Source organism: Bradyrhizobium sp. WSM2254, from assembly GCF_000472645.1.
Lineage (GTDB): Bacteria > Pseudomonadota > Alphaproteobacteria > Rhizobiales > Xanthobacteraceae > Bradyrhizobium > Bradyrhizobium niftali.
Map to the genome: position 1 here is coordinate 18,365 of NZ_AXAB01000035.1, position 15,779 is coordinate 34,143.

General features: G+C 65.6%; 11 protein-coding genes. 3 read left to right on the forward strand and 8 right to left on the reverse strand.

The window, feature by feature from the left end; all coding sequences use genetic code 11:
- Nucleotides 1-196 precede the first annotated feature (196 nt).
- The gene (locus A3M7_RS0125005) at nt 197-1,240 is read left to right on the forward strand and encodes a helix-turn-helix domain-containing protein (protein WP_245284316.1); all 1,044 of its coding nucleotides are present in this window, start codon (nt 197-199) and stop codon (nt 1,238-1,240) included.
- A gap of 222 nt (nt 1,241-1,462) precedes the next feature.
- Here the strand turns inward: A3M7_RS0125005 and A3M7_RS50645 are convergent, their stop codons facing one another.
- Complete coding sequence (locus A3M7_RS50645) at nt 1,463-1,873, reverse strand: hypothetical protein (protein WP_245284317.1); 411 nt, start codon at nt 1,871-1,873, stop codon at nt 1,463-1,465.
- A 3-nt stretch (nt 1,874-1,876) separates the two neighbouring features.
- Between A3M7_RS50645 and A3M7_RS0125010 the strand changes: the two genes are divergently transcribed.
- The gene (locus A3M7_RS0125010) at nt 1,877-3,328 is read left to right on the forward strand and encodes a S9 family peptidase (protein WP_245284318.1); all 1,452 of its coding nucleotides are present in this window, start codon (nt 1,877-1,879) and stop codon (nt 3,326-3,328) included.
- Nucleotides 3,329-3,384: 56 nt separating this feature from the next.
- Here A3M7_RS0125010 and A3M7_RS0125015 read toward each other — a convergent pair whose 3' ends face one another.
- From A3M7_RS0125015 to A3M7_RS0125025, 3 genes are all read right to left on the reverse strand, one after another.
- On the reverse strand, nt 3,385-5,052 hold the full coding sequence (locus A3M7_RS0125015) for a hypothetical protein (protein WP_027546368.1): 1,668 nt from the start codon (nt 5,050-5,052) through the stop codon (nt 3,385-3,387).
- 10 nt (nt 5,053-5,062) lie between these two features.
- Complete coding sequence (locus tag A3M7_RS0125020) at nt 5,063-5,764, reverse strand: cysteine hydrolase family protein (RefSeq protein ID WP_027546369.1); 702 nt, start codon at nt 5,762-5,764, stop codon at nt 5,063-5,065.
- 309 nt (nt 5,765-6,073) lie between these two features.
- Nucleotides 6,074-7,027 carry a hypothetical protein gene (locus tag A3M7_RS0125025; protein ID WP_027546370.1) on the reverse strand — a complete coding sequence of 318 codons (954 nt, stop codon included), beginning with the start codon at nt 7,025-7,027 and terminating at the stop codon, nt 6,074-6,076.
- Nucleotides 7,028-7,070: 43 nt separating this feature from the next.
- On the opposite strand from A3M7_RS0125025, the gene A3M7_RS0125030 reads away from it, so the two are divergent.
- The gene (locus A3M7_RS0125030; protein ID WP_256374882.1) at nt 7,071-10,670 is read left to right on the forward strand and encodes an indolepyruvate ferredoxin oxidoreductase family protein; all 3,600 of its coding nucleotides are present in this window, start codon (nt 7,071-7,073) and stop codon (nt 10,668-10,670) included.
- Nucleotides 10,671-10,932: 262 nt separating this feature from the next.
- Here A3M7_RS0125030 and A3M7_RS0125035 read toward each other — a convergent pair whose 3' ends face one another.
- The 4 genes from A3M7_RS0125035 to A3M7_RS0125050 all read right to left on the reverse strand — a co-directional run bounded on the left by A3M7_RS0125035 (nt 10,933) and on the right by A3M7_RS0125050 (nt 15,756).
- Nucleotides 10,933-12,531 carry an FAD-dependent oxidoreductase gene (locus A3M7_RS0125035; RefSeq protein ID WP_027546372.1) on the reverse strand — a complete coding sequence of 533 codons (1,599 nt, stop codon included), beginning with the start codon at nt 12,529-12,531 and terminating at the stop codon, nt 10,933-10,935.
- A gap of 58 nt (nt 12,532-12,589) precedes the next feature.
- Nucleotides 12,590-13,609, reverse strand: a complete 1,020-nt coding sequence (locus tag A3M7_RS0125040) for a S1C family serine protease (protein ID WP_027546373.1) — start codon at nt 13,607-13,609, stop codon at nt 12,590-12,592.
- 96 nt (nt 13,610-13,705) lie between these two features.
- A complete protein-coding gene (locus A3M7_RS0125045; RefSeq protein ID WP_027546374.1) occupies nt 13,706-14,149 on the reverse strand; it encodes a hypothetical protein in 444 nt (147 codons plus the stop codon).
- Between the two features lie 8 nt (nt 14,150-14,157).
- On the reverse strand, nt 14,158-15,756 hold the full coding sequence (locus A3M7_RS0125050) for a GMC family oxidoreductase (RefSeq protein WP_027546375.1): 1,599 nt from the start codon (nt 15,754-15,756) through the stop codon (nt 14,158-14,160).
- Between the last annotated feature and the right edge of the window lie 23 nt (nt 15,757-15,779).

The following is a 15,779-nucleotide window of genomic DNA, read 5'->3' on the forward strand; positions in this document are numbered from 1 at the left end:
CCGGTCCGCTCGCCGATCCGGCCCTCGGCCAACCGCGCCGCAAGATTCAACCCCCGCTCGTACATCGCTCACCTTCACGTCATTGCAAACTGTCCGAGCCGCGAAACACACACGTCTGGCCCGCGCGCAATAATATGAATATTCATGTCCGGAGACTGCGGTTCGACGGTGCGGAAACTTGCCTGATCGTCCCAATTTGCAGACCAACTGCCCGAGGGAGCGGCCTGGCATGACGAAAATTCCGTATCTGCGCTTCGACACCGCGGAGTTGCCTGTCGCCGAGCGGCTCGACCGCTACCGCGCGATTCTCACGCACTACGACGTGACAGTCCCCGAGGGCATAGACCGGGACGACTTCGAGGTCCTGGCCGAGGCCTGGTTGCTCGGGGGACTGGTCACTGCGTCCACCCGGATGGGGCCGGTGCGCTTCACCCGTTCCGCCGCACTGGCCAAGGCCGATGGCCGCAATTCATTCGCGCTGCTGCTGCTCAGGCGCGGCGCCTGGAGCGGCGAAGTCGACGGCGAGCCGATCTCGGCCGGTCCCGGCCAGGTGCTGGTGCTCGATCTGACCCGGCCCTTCGACGGCACCGCCACGGCGACCGACACCATCAGCCTCGACGTCGAGCGCGATCCGATCGTCAATGCCGCGCCCGACGGCCTCGACCTGCACGGCCTCGTCCTTGACGGCGCCGCCGGCCGCGTTCTCGCCGATCATATGGCGCTCCTGCGGCGCAGGCTTCCGGCGATGGACGAGAACGACGCGCCCGATGCGGTCCGGACGACGCTCGACCTGCTGCGCGGATGTTTTAGCGTGGCCGCCCGGCCGCGCGAGCAGGGGCTTGCCCGGCGTGACATCGCCATCCTTCACCGCGCCAGCCGCTTCATCGACCAGAATCTGGGCCGCTCCGACCTTTCGGTGGCGGCCATCTGCCGCGAGATCGGCGTGTCGCGCTCGGTGCTCTATCGGGTCTTCGCGCCGCTCGCGGGCGTCGCCGACTACATTCGCGGGCGGCGGCTCGAAGCGATCCATGTGCTGCTCGATGACGCCGAAGAAGATCGCTGGAATGCAGAGATCGCCGCTGAATTCGGCTTCGTGAGCCAGGCCCATTTCAGCCGCAGCTTCCGGCAGCATTTCGGCTACTCGCCGCGCACGGCGCGCGACTCCCGCTTGCACGATCTTGCAGCAGCAGTCGAAGCCGGGCCGGAACTGTTTCGCGAGTGGATTGTCCGGCTCGGCTGACCCGCCAGGTGCGGTCCGAAAAGAAGCGGCCGGACGATTCGCCCACATTCTACTTGGAGTTGACGCACGGTTTGCGCGCACATATGCTACGGTTCGTAGCATTTCTCAGTGTGACGAGAGTCGCATCCCGCGTACGAAACGCCAGAGAGACGCCAAATGTCAGCTCGTCCCCTGATCCCGCGCCGGAAGCTGTTTGGTAATCCGACCTACGTCGGCGCCAAATTATCGCCGGATGGACAATTGCTGTCCTGGCTCGCCCCGGTCGACGGCGTTCTGAACATCTGGGTATCCCCGGTCGACAGCATGACGGCAGGCCAGCCCGTGACGCGCACCAGGGGCAGACCGATCAACTGGCAGAGTTGGAGTCCGGACGGTCGCTACATCATGTTTCTCAACGATGAGAACGGGGATGAAAATCTGCACCTGTTCGTTGTCGATCCCCGCAGTTCGGAACTCCGGGATCTCACGCCCTTCGCCAATGTCCGTGCGCTGCCGACGCACTGGTCGCACATTGTCCCCGACAAGATTGCGATCAGCCTCAACGATCGCGACGTGCGATGGCACGATACGTTCCTGCTCGACCTCGCAACCGGCGAGCGCACACTGGTTTGGGAGAATCGCCAGGAATTCCATTTCGTGGGACTCGACTGGCGGCTCAAGCCGCGCCACGCCCACAGCAACGCGCCCGACGGAGGCACGCGCTTTTGGCGCATCGACGAGCAGAAGGTCACGCATTGGCGCGACGTCCCGTACGAAGCCTACACGAGCACACGGCTCTGGGCGTTCGACGCCGGGTGCAACCACCTCCACATGAGTTCGAGCCTGGAGCACGACAAATCGGCGCTTCTGCGAATCAACTGGTCAACCGGTGAGGAGCGCGTCCTGTTCAAAAGCGACCGCGCCGACGTGACGGACGCCATATTCAATGCCCGGACCCTCGAACCGGAAGCGGTCTGCATCGACCCCGGCCGGCAGGAATGGACGGCTTTGACGCCAGCGGTTGCAAGCGAGCTCGATCTGATCAGGGCGCGACTTCCTGGCCACGCGTTCCATGTCGAAAGCCAAAGTGATGACGATCGCCGGTGGATCGTGACGAGCCACACGGCGGATCAGCCCGCCACATATCACCTTCTCGACCGCGACAAGCAGACCATCACCGAGCTGTTCACGGCGCGGCCCGAACTCAAGCCTTATCGCCTGGCACCAATGCAGGCAGTGCAAGGCAAGTCGCGCGACGGCTTTACCCTCGTCTCCTACCTGACCCTGCCGGCGGAGATCGAGGCCGACCGCCCGCCTCGTCCGCTGCCGATGGTCCTCATCGTCCACGGCGGTCCATGGGGGCGCGACATCTACGGCTATCGCAGGGATCACCAGTGGCTGGCCGATCGCGGCTACGCCGTCCTTTCGGTCAACTATCGGGGATCGACGGGCTTCGGCAAGGCGTTCGTTGCCGCGAGCGAAAAGGAGCATGCGCGAAAGATGCATGACGACCTCATCGACATGGTCGATTGGGCTATTGCCGAAGGCATCGCGCAAAAGGACAAGGTCGCGATCTTCGGCGTGTCCTACGGCGGACTGGCCTCATTCATCGCCGCGACCTTCACGCCAGAGGTGTTCTGTTGTTCGGTGCCGGTGGTCGGCATCTCCAACCTGCAAACGCTGCTGGAATCGATGCCACCCTATTGGGCCGGTTTCGCGGAGTTCATGTATCGCAGCTACGGTGATCCGCGCACTGAGGAGGGCCGCAAGCTGCTCGCCGAGCGCTCACCGATCAACAAGGTCGACAACATCAAGAAGCCCATGCTGATCTTTCATGGCGCCAACGACGTCCGGTGTAAGATCGCGGAAAGCGACACCATCGTCGCCGCCATGCAGGCCAAGAACATTCCGGTGACCTACATCGTCTATCCCGACGAGGGGCACGGCTTCCAGAAGCCAGCCAATCAGCTGTCCTACATCGCGATTGCCGAGGCGTTTTTTGCACGGCATCTGGGCGGTGCGTGCGAGCCCATTGGCGAGGACTTCGAAGGATCCAGCCACGAGGTTCGCGCGGGGGCCAATATCCTGTCCGACCTGGGCGTGGCTTGAAAATTGGCGGCCGGGCGACCTTGCGCCACCCGGCCGCGATCATTGCTGGCGACGACCTATTCCGCCGGCGCGGCATGCATCGCCGGATGCGCGGCATAGTGCTCGGTGGTGCCCAGCTTGCTGGCCGCGAACAGGCCGGCGGCCATCACGGCATAGGCGAACGCGACCGCGGGCGTGACGCCGAAGCCGCCGCCGATGCCGACGGCCTCGCCATGCATGAAGCCGAAATAGGTCAGCACCGCACCGACCAGCGCGAAAGCGGAGGCTTTCTCGAAGTCGCGCTCGATGATGAAAACACCGATCGCGCCGAGGATGAGGCCGCCGAGGATGGAGCCGCCGCCCATGACTTCGAGCCCGTGATAGAACACGCCCTGCTGTGGCAGCGCGGCGATCGCGGCCGCCTTGACCGCGTCGGCCTTGTCGGCGGCGAGCCCGCCGACGCTGGTGGCCGCCATCATGGTCGAGCCCAGCATCGTGTCGATCTGGAGCTTGGCCCAGGCGGCCAGATGCGGCGTCAGCGCCAGCACGATCGCCGGCGCATGCTTGACCGGCGTGGTCTGGAACGCTTGCGCGCCGATGAGCATGCCGATGTAGAGCAGGATCGGCGAGATCGCGACGACAGGCACCAGCGCCAGCAGCACCGAGATGATGCCGAACCAGGCCAGCACGACCACCATGATGCCGGTCGCAGCCGAATAGCCGATGCGGCCGCCCATCGCCTTCCAACCGGGATGACCGATATAGACGGCGTTGATGAAGGGATTGCCCATCAGGCAGCCGATCAGGCTGACGACGCCGTCGGCGGTGAGCACGCGCGTGGTCGGGTACTCGTCACCGGCGGCTTCCGCGCTCTCGACATTGTCCATGGCCTCGACGAGATCATAGATGCCGAATGGAATGGCCGTGACCAGGATGACGCCGAGGAATTCGAAGCCGGAGAAGACGTAGCCCACCGCCGGGATCGGCACCGAGAAGCCGAAATTGGCGAACGCTGCGCCGACGCCCGCGATGCTCAATCCGCCGAGGCCAAGACCGAACAGGTTCGAGCCCCAGGCGATGATCATGCCGGCCGCGATGGCGACGAGCCCCGCCGGAATGCCGCGCCAATATTTCACGCCACCGAACCAGCTCACCAGGATGATGGCGAAGCAGACGAGACCAATCTGCGGCGTCATGTACATCTCGAGCGCCGGGCGCATCGAGATGAAGGTGACGGAGACGCCGGCGAGCGTGCCGAGCAGCGCCGCGCGCGGCGTGATCTTGCGGATGAACGGCGCGATGAAGCCGCCGATCATGAGAATAAAACTCTGGAAGAACACCCAGACGAGGCCAGCCGACCAGCCCTTGAGCGGATCGCCGGTCTTGATCGTGATCGGCAGCATGATCACGAAGGTGACGATGAACATGTGCGGCACGCTGACGCCCGAGGGCAGCGCGCAGACGTCGTTGCGGCCGGTCTTCTGTGCCAGACGATAGGCGAGGTAGGCGTAATAGAAGGTCGACAGGCACATCATCAGCCCGAGCGCGGGCAGGATGCGGCCGAACACGAGGCTGTCAGGCATCTTCAGCACGAAGCGCAACAGGCCCGTGAGCACCAGCATGTTGACGAGGATGTTGGTGCCGAAGCCGAAAAACGCGTTCCAGTCGCCCGATGTCCATAGTGCCGGCTTGAACCCGGACGTGTTCAGATCAGATTTGCCGGCCGTCCCTGTCATTGTGCTCATGGTGATGCCCCTAAGCTGAAGTGGAAATCTTCATCGCCTCCAGTACTGCGGCTGAGTCCGCGACCCAGCCGAAGATGCCGCCCTGGGCCTTGATCATTTTCAGGCCCATCTCGTGAAACTCGGGAAAGTAGGATGCGCAGCCGTCCGAGATGACGACGCAGCGATAGCCGCGGTCATTGGCCTCGCGCACGGTGGTGTTGACGCACACTTCGGTGGTGACGCCGCACACCAGCAGATTTTCGATGCCGTATTTCTCCAGCACGTCGGTGAGCTCGGTGGCGTAGAAGGCGCCTTTGCCCGGCTTGTCGATCACGACTTCGCTGTCGAGCGGATAGAGCTCGGGAATGATGTCGTGACCGGCCTCGCCGCGAATGAGAATGCGCCCCATCGGGCCGGGATCGCCGATGCGCAAGGACGGGGCGCCGCGCTCGACCTTCGCCGGCGGCGCATCGGAGAGATCGGGCAGATGGCCCTCGCGGGTGTGGATCACCAGCATGCCGGTGTCGCGCGCCGCCTTCAGCACCGCGCCGATCGGCTTCACCGCACGCGCAAGCTGGCTGACGTCGTTGCCGAGCGTCTCGCCGAAGCCGCCGGGCTCCATGAAATCGCGCTGCATGTCGATGATGAGAAGCGCGGTGGCGGGCCAGTCGAGCCTGATCGGCTCGGGCTCGGCGCTGATGACGCCCAATGTCGGCTTGGTCGAGTTCAACATGACTCAAGGCCCCCGCGAGAACTCTCTTTGCCAGGAGTTCTGCAAACGCCGTGCCATTGTGTACAATAGCGGTGGGGCACAGGCTGCGAGGGAATTCGTTGTGCTGTCAGAAGGTTACGTCAGCAGCTGGCGGCTGCTTATTCCCTGTGCGACGGCTTTGCGACGTGCAGTTGCTTAAAGGATGAGCGGACTCCGCTGTCATTCCGGGGCGCGCGTAGCGCGAGCCCGGAATCCATCGGGCCGCAATACATGAGGCGAAATGGATTCCGGGCTCGACGCTTCGCGCCGCCCCGGAATGACGACAAGAAACTACCGCCCCGCCCCATACAGCCGCCGATACTCGTCCTCATACGGCGCATAGGAATCCTTCAGCGTCGCCATGTTGAGCAGCATGGTGGCCACCATCGCGGCCGTCTTGTCGAACACGCGCGTCTTGACCCAGGCGCTTTCGGTGCGGCGGCTGCCGGAGAGCGCGACCACTTCGCGCTCCACCTCATACGCGTCGTCGACGAAGAGCGGCCCCTTCACCAGCCTGATCTCCTGGTCGGCGAACAAGCCGACCGCCGGGCCCTTGGCCGGCAACGGATCGTCCTTGGAGCGGTACTGGAACAGCACGCTCAGCATCTCCATCGGGATGATCGGCTTGCGCCATGGGTTGTCGACACTGGAATAATACGGCGAGCTCTCGGTGATGACGGCGAGCTTCTGCCGGAGCGAGAACGGATAGAGGTCGCCCATGGTCTGGTCGAACGCCATGCGCACAGCTTGCCGCTTGCTGGTCTGCGCGATCTTCACCTCGCGCAGGATCACGGGATCAGCGAGCGGCTTCAGCTCGGTGAGGCGGGTCTCGAGCGCGGTTGCCGCGTGCGGTTCGCCGACCGAGGCCGTGCCGCGCAGCACTTCGGTGCCGTCGCGCTTGACCATCTGGATCTGGCACCGGCTCGCACCGGCTAGAGGTTTCGACAGGATCGCCTGCACCTCCTCGCCTTCGAAGCAGGCGTTGCGATAATGCGCGGAAAGACAGCCACTCTCGAACCAGGCCTGTCCCCACAGCCGTGCGCCAAGCGGGGCGAACTGGCTGAAATGCGTCGGGCCTTCGATGGTGCCGCCCTTGAAGCCGAGCTTCTGCGCGGTGGCATCGTCATGGATCGAGGCGTGCGCGTCGTAAGTTTGCGCATGGAGCATCTGGCGCGGCTGGCGCCACGGCCCGATCAAGGCCTCGGCCGTCTCGGTGATCTCGGTGTCGAATGCTTTTGCCGTCATGGTGTCCTCCGCAAGCAAGCCATGACTAGCAGGAGCGCCACGGATGCGGCCAGCGATATTGACTTCGCCGGCCCATGCTCTTGACTGCGATCTCCCGCTTCGCACAGCCGCAAGCCTCCCGCGGCGCAAAATCCCTCGCCCGACCAGGACAACAAGGACTTCCGAAATGACGCTGATGCAGGTCGAGCTGGACGATAAATACCGGCTCGAATCGAAGCGGATCTTCCTGTCCGGCACGCAGGCCCTGGTTCGACTGCCCATGTTGCAGCGCGAACGCGATCGGCTTCAGGGGCTCAACACCGGCGGCTTCATCTCGGGCTATCGCGGTTCCCCGCTCGGCATGTACGACCACGCGCTGTGGCGCGCCAAGTCGCACCTCCAGCAGCACGACATCGCCTTCGTCCCCGGCCTGAACGAGGACTTGGCTGCGACCGCGGTCTGGGGCAGCCAGCAGGTCGGCCTGTTTCCCGGCGCCAAGGTCGATGGTGTGTTCGGTATCTGGTACGGCAAGGGCCCCGGCGTCGACCGCTCGGTGGATGCGCTGAAGCACGCCAATGCGGCCGGCACCTCGCTCAATGGCGGCGTGCTGGCGCTCGCAGGCGACGACCACGGCTGCCAGTCCTCGACGCTGGCGCATCAGAGCGAACAGGTGTTCGCGGCAGCGCTGATTCCCGTGATCAATCCGGCAACGCTGCAGGACTATCTCGACCTCGGCCTCTACGGTTTTGCGCTGTCGCGCTTCTCCGGCTGCTGGGTCGGCTTCAAGGCGATCAGCGAGACCGTGGAAAGTTCGGCGTCGATTGATAGCGATCCCGAACGCATCCAGATCAGGCTGCCCGACGATTTCGAGATGCCGCCCGGCGGCCTCAACATCCGCTGGCCCGATCCGCCGCTGGACGCCGAGAGACGCCTGTTCGGCCCGAAGATGGCCGCAGTGCAGGCCTTTGCCCGCGCCAACCAGCTCGATCGCATCGTGCTGGATTCAAAGCCCGCGCGACTCGGCATTGTCGCGACCGGCAAGGCCTATCTCGATCTGCGCCAGGCGCTCGCCGACTTAGGGATTACCGACAAGGACGCGCAGGACCTGGGCCTGCGCATCTACAAGGTCGCGCTGACCTGGCCGCTGGAGGAAAGCGGAGCCAAGCGCTTCGCCGAAGGACTTCAGGATGTCCTGGTGGTCGAGGAGAAGCGCGGCTTCATCGAAGACCAGCTGATGCGCATCCTCTACAATATCGACGCGTCCAGGCGCCCGACCGTCACCGGAAAGCGCGACGAGCGCGGCGCGCCGTTGCTGCCGAGCGAGGGCGAGCTGACGCCGACCATCGTGGCGTCGGCGCTGGTGGCGCGGCTGCGCAAGCTCGGCCATCACAGCCCGGTGCTGGAGCAGCGCCTCGCGCGGCTCGAGGCGTTCGACAATCCCGTGACGGCCAGCGCGCCGATCAAGCTCGCGCGCACGCCGTTCTTCTGCTCGGGCTGCCCGCACAATTCCTCGACCCGCGTGCCCGAGGGCAGCCGCGCCATGGCCGGCATCGGCTGCCACGGCATGGCCCTGAGCATGCCGACGCGCCGCACCGATTTGATCTCGCATATGGGCGCCGAGGGCGTGAACTGGATCGGCCAATCGCCCTTCACCACCGAGAAGCACATCTTCCAGAATCTCGGCGACGGCACCTATACACACTCGGGCTTGCTCGCTCTTCGTGCCGCTTCAGTCGCCGGCATCAACATCACCTACAAGATCCTCTACAACGACGCCGTGGCGATGACCGGCGGCCAGCCGGCCGAGGGCGGCTTCAACGTCGCGCAGATCGCGCACCAGGTCTGGGCCGAGGGCGTCAAGCGCCTCGCGATCGTCTCGGACGATCCGGGCAAATACCCCGAAGGCAACTACTTCCCGCAAGGCGCAACGATCCATCACCGCCGCGAGCTCGATGCCGTGCAGCGCGAGCTGCGCGACATCAAGGGCCTCACGGTCGTCATCTACGACCAGACCTGCGCGGCCGAAAAGCGCCGCCGCCGCAAGCGTGGGCTCTATCCCGACCCCGCCAAGCGCGCTTTCATCAACGAGCTGGTCTGCGAAGGCTGCGGCGACTGCTCGCAGGCCTCGAACTGCGTCTCGGTGCAGCCGCTGGAGACCGAATTCGGCCGCAAGCGCCAGATCGACCAGTCGAACTGCAACAAGGACTTTTCCTGCGTCGAAGGCTTTTGCCCAAGCTTCGTCACCGTGCATGGCGGCACGCTGAAGCGGATGAAGACGTCGGCGGTCGATTCCGGACAGTTGTTCGCCGACCTGCCGCTGCCTCCTGCCCGCGAGCTCGAGGCGCCGTACAACATCCTCGTCACCGGCATCGGCGGCACCGGCGTCATCACCATTGGCGCACTGCTCGGCATGGCCGCCCATGTCGACGGCCGCGGCTGCTCGGCGCTGGACTTCACCGGCCTGTCGCAGAAGAACGGCGCGGTGATGAGCCATGTCCGCATCGCACCGAAGCCCGAGGACATTTCGGCGGTCCGCATCACCACCGGCGGCGCCGACGTCATCCTCGGCTGCGACATGATCGTGTCGGCCGGCCCCTCCGCGCTCAGCCGCGCCGAACGCGGGGTGACCAAGGCCTACATCAACGCCGATCTGCAGCCGACCGCAAGCTTCGTACAAAACCCCGATCTCGATTTCGAGATGGGCACGATGCAGACCGTGCTGCGCGACGCCGTCGGCGACAAGAACCTCGACATCATCGACGCCACGGGCATTGCCTCAGCCCTGATGGGCGACTCGATCGCGACCAATCCCTTCATGCTCGGCTTCGCCTTCCAGAAGGGCGCGATCCCGCTGTCGCTGGAGGCCCTGCTCCGCGCCATCGAGATCAACGGCGCCGCGATCGAGATGAACAAGCTCGCCTTCACCTGGGGGCGCCTCGCCGCCCACGACATGTCACGGGTGCGCAGCGTGCTCCAGTTCAAGAGCCGTGCGGCCGCGCCGAGCAAATCGCTCGATGACATCATCGCAGCGCGCGCGGAGTTTTTGACCGGCTATCAGGACAAGGCGTATGCCGACCGCTATCTCGCAGCCGTCGCCAGGGTGCGCAAGGCGGAGAGCGCGGCCTCGCCCGCGTCCACGGAGCTGACCGAGGCCGTGGCCAAGAACCTGTTCAAGCTGATGTCCTACAAGGACGAGTACGAGGTCGCGCGGCTCTATACCGACGGCAGCTTTGCCAAGAAGGTGTCGGAGAAGTTCGACGGGGACTTCACGCTGAAGTTCTACCTCGCCCCGCCGATCTTCGCGCAGCGCGACAAGACGACCGGGCATCTCCAGAAGAAGGAATTCGGCGGCTGGATGATCCACGCCTTCCGCGTGCTGGCCAAGCTCAAGTTCCTGCGCGGCGGCGCGTTCGATCCGTTCGGCCGCACCGAGGAGCGCAGGACCGAGCGGAAGCTGATCGAGGATTATCTGGCGATGATCGACCAGCGGATCGCTGGGCTGAACGCGGCGCAGGTCCCGCTGCTGGCACGGCTCGCGCGCGTGCCCGAGACGATCCGCGGCTTCGGCCACGTCAAGGAAGGCAATATCAAGCAGGCGATGGCCGAGACGGCACGGCTGCAGGCGGAGCTCGAGAATAGCCGGTTTGCGGCGGCAGCGGAGTAGAGGTCAGGAAGGCGAAAGCCTCTCCTCGTCATTGCGAGGAGCCCTTGCGACGAAGCAATCCAGAGTCCCTCCGCGGGAGGCAGCCTGGATTGCTTCGCTGCGCTCGCAATGACGGAGATTGTGGGAGGCGCTCGCCACACACGCGGTGTCATCGCCCGGCTTGACCGGGCGATCCAGTACGCCGCGGCCGTCGTGATGAATCTCGCTACCTCTGGAATACTGGATGCCCCGCCTTCGCGGGGCATGACAGCGGTGGAGACGGCTAGACCGAGGTCGTGGCGACGCTTGGTGCCAAGGCCGTCACCCCGCCCTCCGCCAGATGCCGCCCCGCGATATACCCGAACGTCAGCGCCGGCCCGAGCGCGATCCCCGCGCTCGGATAGTTGCCGTTCATGATCGAGCCCATGTCATTGCCACACGCATAGAGCCCCGCAATCGGCGTGCCGTCGCCTCGCAGCACGCGGGCCTGGGCATCGACCTTCGTGCCGATCGCCGTGCCGAGATCGGCCGGATAGATCCGTAGCGCGAAGAACGGTGCGCGAAGGATCGGCGCGACGCAGGGGTTCGGCTTGTGAGCGGCGTCGCCGAGGTGACGCTGGTAGATCGTGCTCCCCCGGCCGAATTCAGGATCGCGCCCCTCCTTTGCTCCGGTGTTGTAGCTCGCGACCGTCGCGGCGAGCACGGATGGCTTGATGCCGATCTTGGCCGCAAGCTGCGCGATCTCGGGAGCCTCGATCAACTCACCGCTCGCCACATAGCGCCGAACGTTGAGGGTAAACGGCTTGATGCGGCCGAGGCCATAGCGCCACAAAAACTGACGATCGCAGATCAGGTAGAACGGCCGATCGGGCTCGCCATGGCCGTCGCGCAGCAAGGCGAGCACGAACTCGTGGTAGGACAGCGCCTCGTTGACGAAGCGCCGGCCCGCGGCGTTGACGGCGATCACGCCGGGCTTGGCGCGATCGGTCACCATGTGCGGAAAGACGCCACGGCTGCCGTCCGCGCGCCGGAACAGCGAGGCCGGCACCCAATAGGCCGGGCTCGTCGCCTCCGTATTGAGCGCAGCCCCGGCCGTCGCCGCGAGCCGAAGCCCGTCGCCTGTACCTGATGCATTGGCCGCCGAGACAAATTCGGCCGCAGGCGGAAAGAACCGCTTACGCAAAGCAGCATCGTGCGAAAAGCCGCCGGCCGCGAGCACCACGCCGCGGCGCGCCGCGATCGCACGGTCGCGGGAGCCGTGACGGATCACCACGCCGCTGACGCGATCGCCATGCATCGACAAATCCTCGACATCCACGCTGAAGAGGATCTCGACCTGCCGCGCCAGCAGCGAGGCGTAGAGCCGCGCAGCGAGCGCGTTGCCGAGATGCAGCGTCGTGCCGCGCGGGCTGCGCAGCGGCGGCCGCAATCGCGCGAAAGCCGGGCCCAGCTGCGTGCCGTCGAAAGCCACGGGCTCAAGCACACGCCCGCCTGATGTCGCGCCCAGCCGTTCCGGATAATAGTCCGGACAGATCTTCACCGGCTGGAGCCGCACCTCGGTCCTGGCTTCGAGCCAGGCGATCGCTTCGGGTCCGCGCGCCAGGAAGGCGGCGCGCAGGCCGGCATTGGCCGGCTCGGGGACCGTGCTCGACAGATACTGGACGGCGTCAGTGACGCTGTCGGACAGCCCCGCCGCCTTCATCTTCGGGTTGGCAGGGATCCAGACCATGCCGCCGGACCACGCCGTGGTGCCACCGACGAAGGCCGTCTTCTCGATCACAAGCACACTCAGGCCTTCGGCGGCCGCAACGGCCGCCGCCGTCATGCCACCGGCGCCGGCGCCGACGACAATGACGTCGTAAGTCTCGTGCGCCGGCATCATGCGGCAAGTTTCCGGAGGCGAGGCATGACATCGTCATACCTCGCCCGCGGGCTCGCAGCTAGCGGGCGGGCTTGCGCTCGATCGGGTCGATGTCGATCGCCCGCAGGCGGCCGAGCCGCAGCACGTCCATGGCGAGCCGCCGGCCGATCCGGTCGCGGTCGAGCACGCGGATCAGATCGTCGACGCCGTTGATCTCGACGCCGTCGAGCCTGATCACGACGTCGCCGGGCAACAGGCCCGCCTTCGCCGCCGGCCCATCCGGCTCGATCTGCATCAAGAGCGCGCCCATCTTGTTCTCGACGCCGGCCAGCACGGCATGCCGCCGTGGAACCGGCGCGGTCTGTCCGGCAACGCCGATATAGGCGCGGCGGACATAGCCGTGACGAATGATCTCCGCCAGCACGAATTGCGCGGTGTTGCTGGCGACCGCGAAGCAGATGCCTTGCGCGCCATTGATGATGGCCGTGTTGATGCCGATCACCTCGGCATTCGACGACACCAGCGGGCCGCCGGAATTGCCGGGATTGAGCGCGGCATCGGTCTGGATGACGTCCTCGATGGTGCGGCCGCTAACCGAACGGATCGAGCGTCCCAGCGCCGAGACCACGCCGGCGGTCACGGTCGATTCGAATCCGAGCGGATTGCCGATCGCGATCACGAGTTGGCCGCGCCGCAGGGTCTTGGAGTTGCCGAGCGCGGCATAGGGCAAGTCGCGGACGCCGTTGGCGCGCAGCAGCGCAAGATCGGTGTCGGGATCGACGCCGAGCACGCGGGCGTCGCCGACATGGCCTTCCACATCCCGCAGCCGGATCTCTTTGGAGGCGCCGACCACGTGGCTGTTGGTGAGCACGAGCCCATCCGGCGAGATCACGATGCCCGAGCCGAGCCCGCCGCGCTCGCGGCCGTTCGGCACTTTCGGCCCGGTCTCGACGCGCACGACGGCTGGGCCGACGCGGTCGGTGACGTCGATCACGGCATTGGAATAGGCGTCCAGCAGGGCCCGGTCATTGTCCGGGGCAGCCGCCGCCGTTCGCGATGACGATCCGTCATCGGCGATATCTGAGGTAAAATCCAGCATGGCAAGAGTCCTTGAGGCTCACACAGATGGTGGCCTGTTCCTGCCAGCGCAAGTGGCCCGCCTGGGGCGCAAGGCTGGGCTGCCGGGTATTGACGACTAAGGCGCGCGCCGCAGCGCGCCCCCTCTTGCCTTGACCGGGTCGAGCAGCGACCAGTCGCCGTCCGGCAGCACATACCCCCTGGGGAACGGCGCGCGCAGCTCCAGCCCGAGCGAGCGCAGCACGCGGTCGTCGCGGTAGTAGCATTGCAGCACCACGCGGACGAGGGTTGCCGCGCCGTCGGAGCTGCGGAACTGCTGCGCGACGCCATCGCGCGCGGCGGCTTCGAGATCCGCCAGCGGCATGCCGGCAAGCCGCGCCAGATGATCGAGCGCCGCCACGACCGGCCTCGTGTCGCGGCCGAGGGTTGCAAGAATGTCGGCCTGGATGATCTCGTCATCGGCGCCGGGGACCCGGTATTCCTCGCTCGGTGGAATGATCATCGCGGCGATGGTGCGCAAATCCTGGCGCTGTCGCGGCGTGAGGGTGAGCTGTTCGGTCATAAGAATCCTCAGTCGAACAAATTGGCGAGGCGCTGCTTCATCTGGTCGGCGATGTACAGCGCGAGGGCCTGGATGGTGGACGTCGGGTTCACGCCGCCCGAGGTGACGAAGATGCTGCCGTCGACGATGAAGAGGTTCTTCACGTCGTGCGAGCGGCCCCATTCGTTGACGACGGAGCGTTCGGGGTCGGTGCCCATCCGCGCGGTGCCGAGCAGGTGCCAGCCGCCCCACGGGATCGGCGAGTTGACGCAGATGTCGGTCGCCCCCGCGGTCTCGAGCACCTCCCGGCCGCGCGCCAGCGCGTGCTCCATCATCTTCCGGCTGTTCTCGCTGAGCGTGTAGTCGATCTTCGGCGCGGGAATGCCGTGGCTGTCCTTCAGGACGGGATCGAGCGTGACGCGATTGTGCTCTTCCGGCAGGTCCTCGCAGATCGCGGAGAAACCTAAGCGATGGCCGTTGAGCTTGCGGAAGACGCGATGATGATCGGCGCCCCAGGGCAGGATGCCCTTCTGCTCGCTGACGACGGCCTCGAACACTGGCCCTGCCCCGCGCACGAACTGGACGCCGTAGCCGCGCACGAAGCCGCGCGACAGGTCGGTGTCATACCATTCCTTGCTCCACAGGCAGGTCGGTGGCGCGCGGTTGCTATCGGTCGGCTCCTTCACATAGCCGTAGATCTGCGCATAGGGATGGAACATCAGGTTCTTGCCGACGAGACCCGACGAATTGGCAAGTCCGTTCGGAAAGCGGCCCGACGCGGAGTTCAGCAGCAGCCGCGGCGTACCGACACCGTTGCAGGCGATGATGACGACATGCGCCGGCTGAAACTGCTCGACACCGTCCTTGTCGTAATAGACCACGCCCGAGGCCATGCCGTTCTCGTCGGTGGTGATCTCGCGCACCCGGCAATGGGTGCGCAGCTCGACACCGGCACGGACCGCATGCGGCCAATAGGTGATGTCGGTCGAGGATTTGGCGCCTTGCGCGCAGGCCGGCGTGCAATGGCCGAGATTGATGCAGCGCGCCCGGCCCTCATAATCCATGGTAGCGACCGTCGTGTCCGACGGCCACCAGTGCCAGCCGAGCTTGTTCATGGCCTTGCCGATGATCGCACCGGACAATCCCATCGGCTGTTGCGGCATCGGCGGATGCGTCAGCGGCGAGAGCGGATCGCCCGATAGCCCCGACGTGCCCATCATCCGGTCGTTCTCTTCGAAGAACGGGGTCAGCGCGTCGTAGTCGATCGGCCAGTCGTCGGCGACGCCGTCGAGCGTCTTCACCTTGAAATCGGAGGGATGCAGCCGCGGCCAGTGTGCGGTGTACATCACCGTCGAGCCGCCGACCGCATTGTAGTTGACGACCTTGATCGGCGAATTGTCGTCGTTGATCGGATAGTCCTCGGGCCGACCGCGGACGTTCGGGCTCGACGACCACTCGCCGTAGAACTTGGCTTCCCAGTCCCGACCCGTGCTGGGATATTCCGCCGGGTTCATCCAGCCGCCCTGCTCCAGGCAGAGGATGTGCATCTTGGTCTCGGCCAGCGACCACGCCACCGCCGCGCCTGAAGCGCCGGCGCCGATGATCAGGACGTCCACGGGGTCTTTCATCGCGACCTTTTCCTCCCCCTCGC

Excerpts from the sequence above, each read along its gene's own strand:
- A3M7_RS50645 (WP_245284317.1), bottom strand. The coding sequence starts at position 1,873 with ATGGAATTCCTGGCGATTCTCCCAAACCAGTGTGCGCTCGCCGGTTGC.
- A3M7_RS0125015 (WP_027546368.1), bottom strand. The coding sequence starts at position 5,052 with ATGAGCACAATGACAGGGACGGCCGGCAAATCTGATCTGAACACGTCC.
- A3M7_RS0125020 (WP_027546369.1), bottom strand. The coding sequence starts at position 5,764 with ATGTTGAACTCGACCAAGCCGACATTGGGCGTCATCAGCGCCGAGCCC.
- A3M7_RS0125025 (WP_027546370.1), bottom strand. The coding sequence starts at position 7,027 with ATGACGGCAAAAGCATTCGACACCGAGATCACCGAGACGGCCGAGGCC.
- A3M7_RS0125030 (WP_256374882.1), top strand. The coding sequence starts at position 7,071 with ATGCGGCCAGCGATATTGACTTCGCCGGCCCATGCTCTTGACTGCGAT.
- A3M7_RS0125035 (WP_027546372.1), bottom strand. The coding sequence starts at position 12,531 with ATGATGCCGGCGCACGAGACTTACGACGTCATTGTCGTCGGCGCCGGC.
- A3M7_RS0125040 (WP_027546373.1), bottom strand. The coding sequence starts at position 13,609 with ATGCTGGATTTTACCTCAGATATCGCCGATGACGGATCGTCATCGCGA.
- A3M7_RS0125045 (WP_027546374.1), bottom strand. The coding sequence starts at position 14,149 with ATGACCGAACAGCTCACCCTCACGCCGCGACAGCGCCAGGATTTGCGC.
- A3M7_RS0125050 (WP_027546375.1), bottom strand. The coding sequence starts at position 15,756 with ATGAAAGACCCCGTGGACGTCCTGATCATCGGCGCCGGCGCTTCAGGC.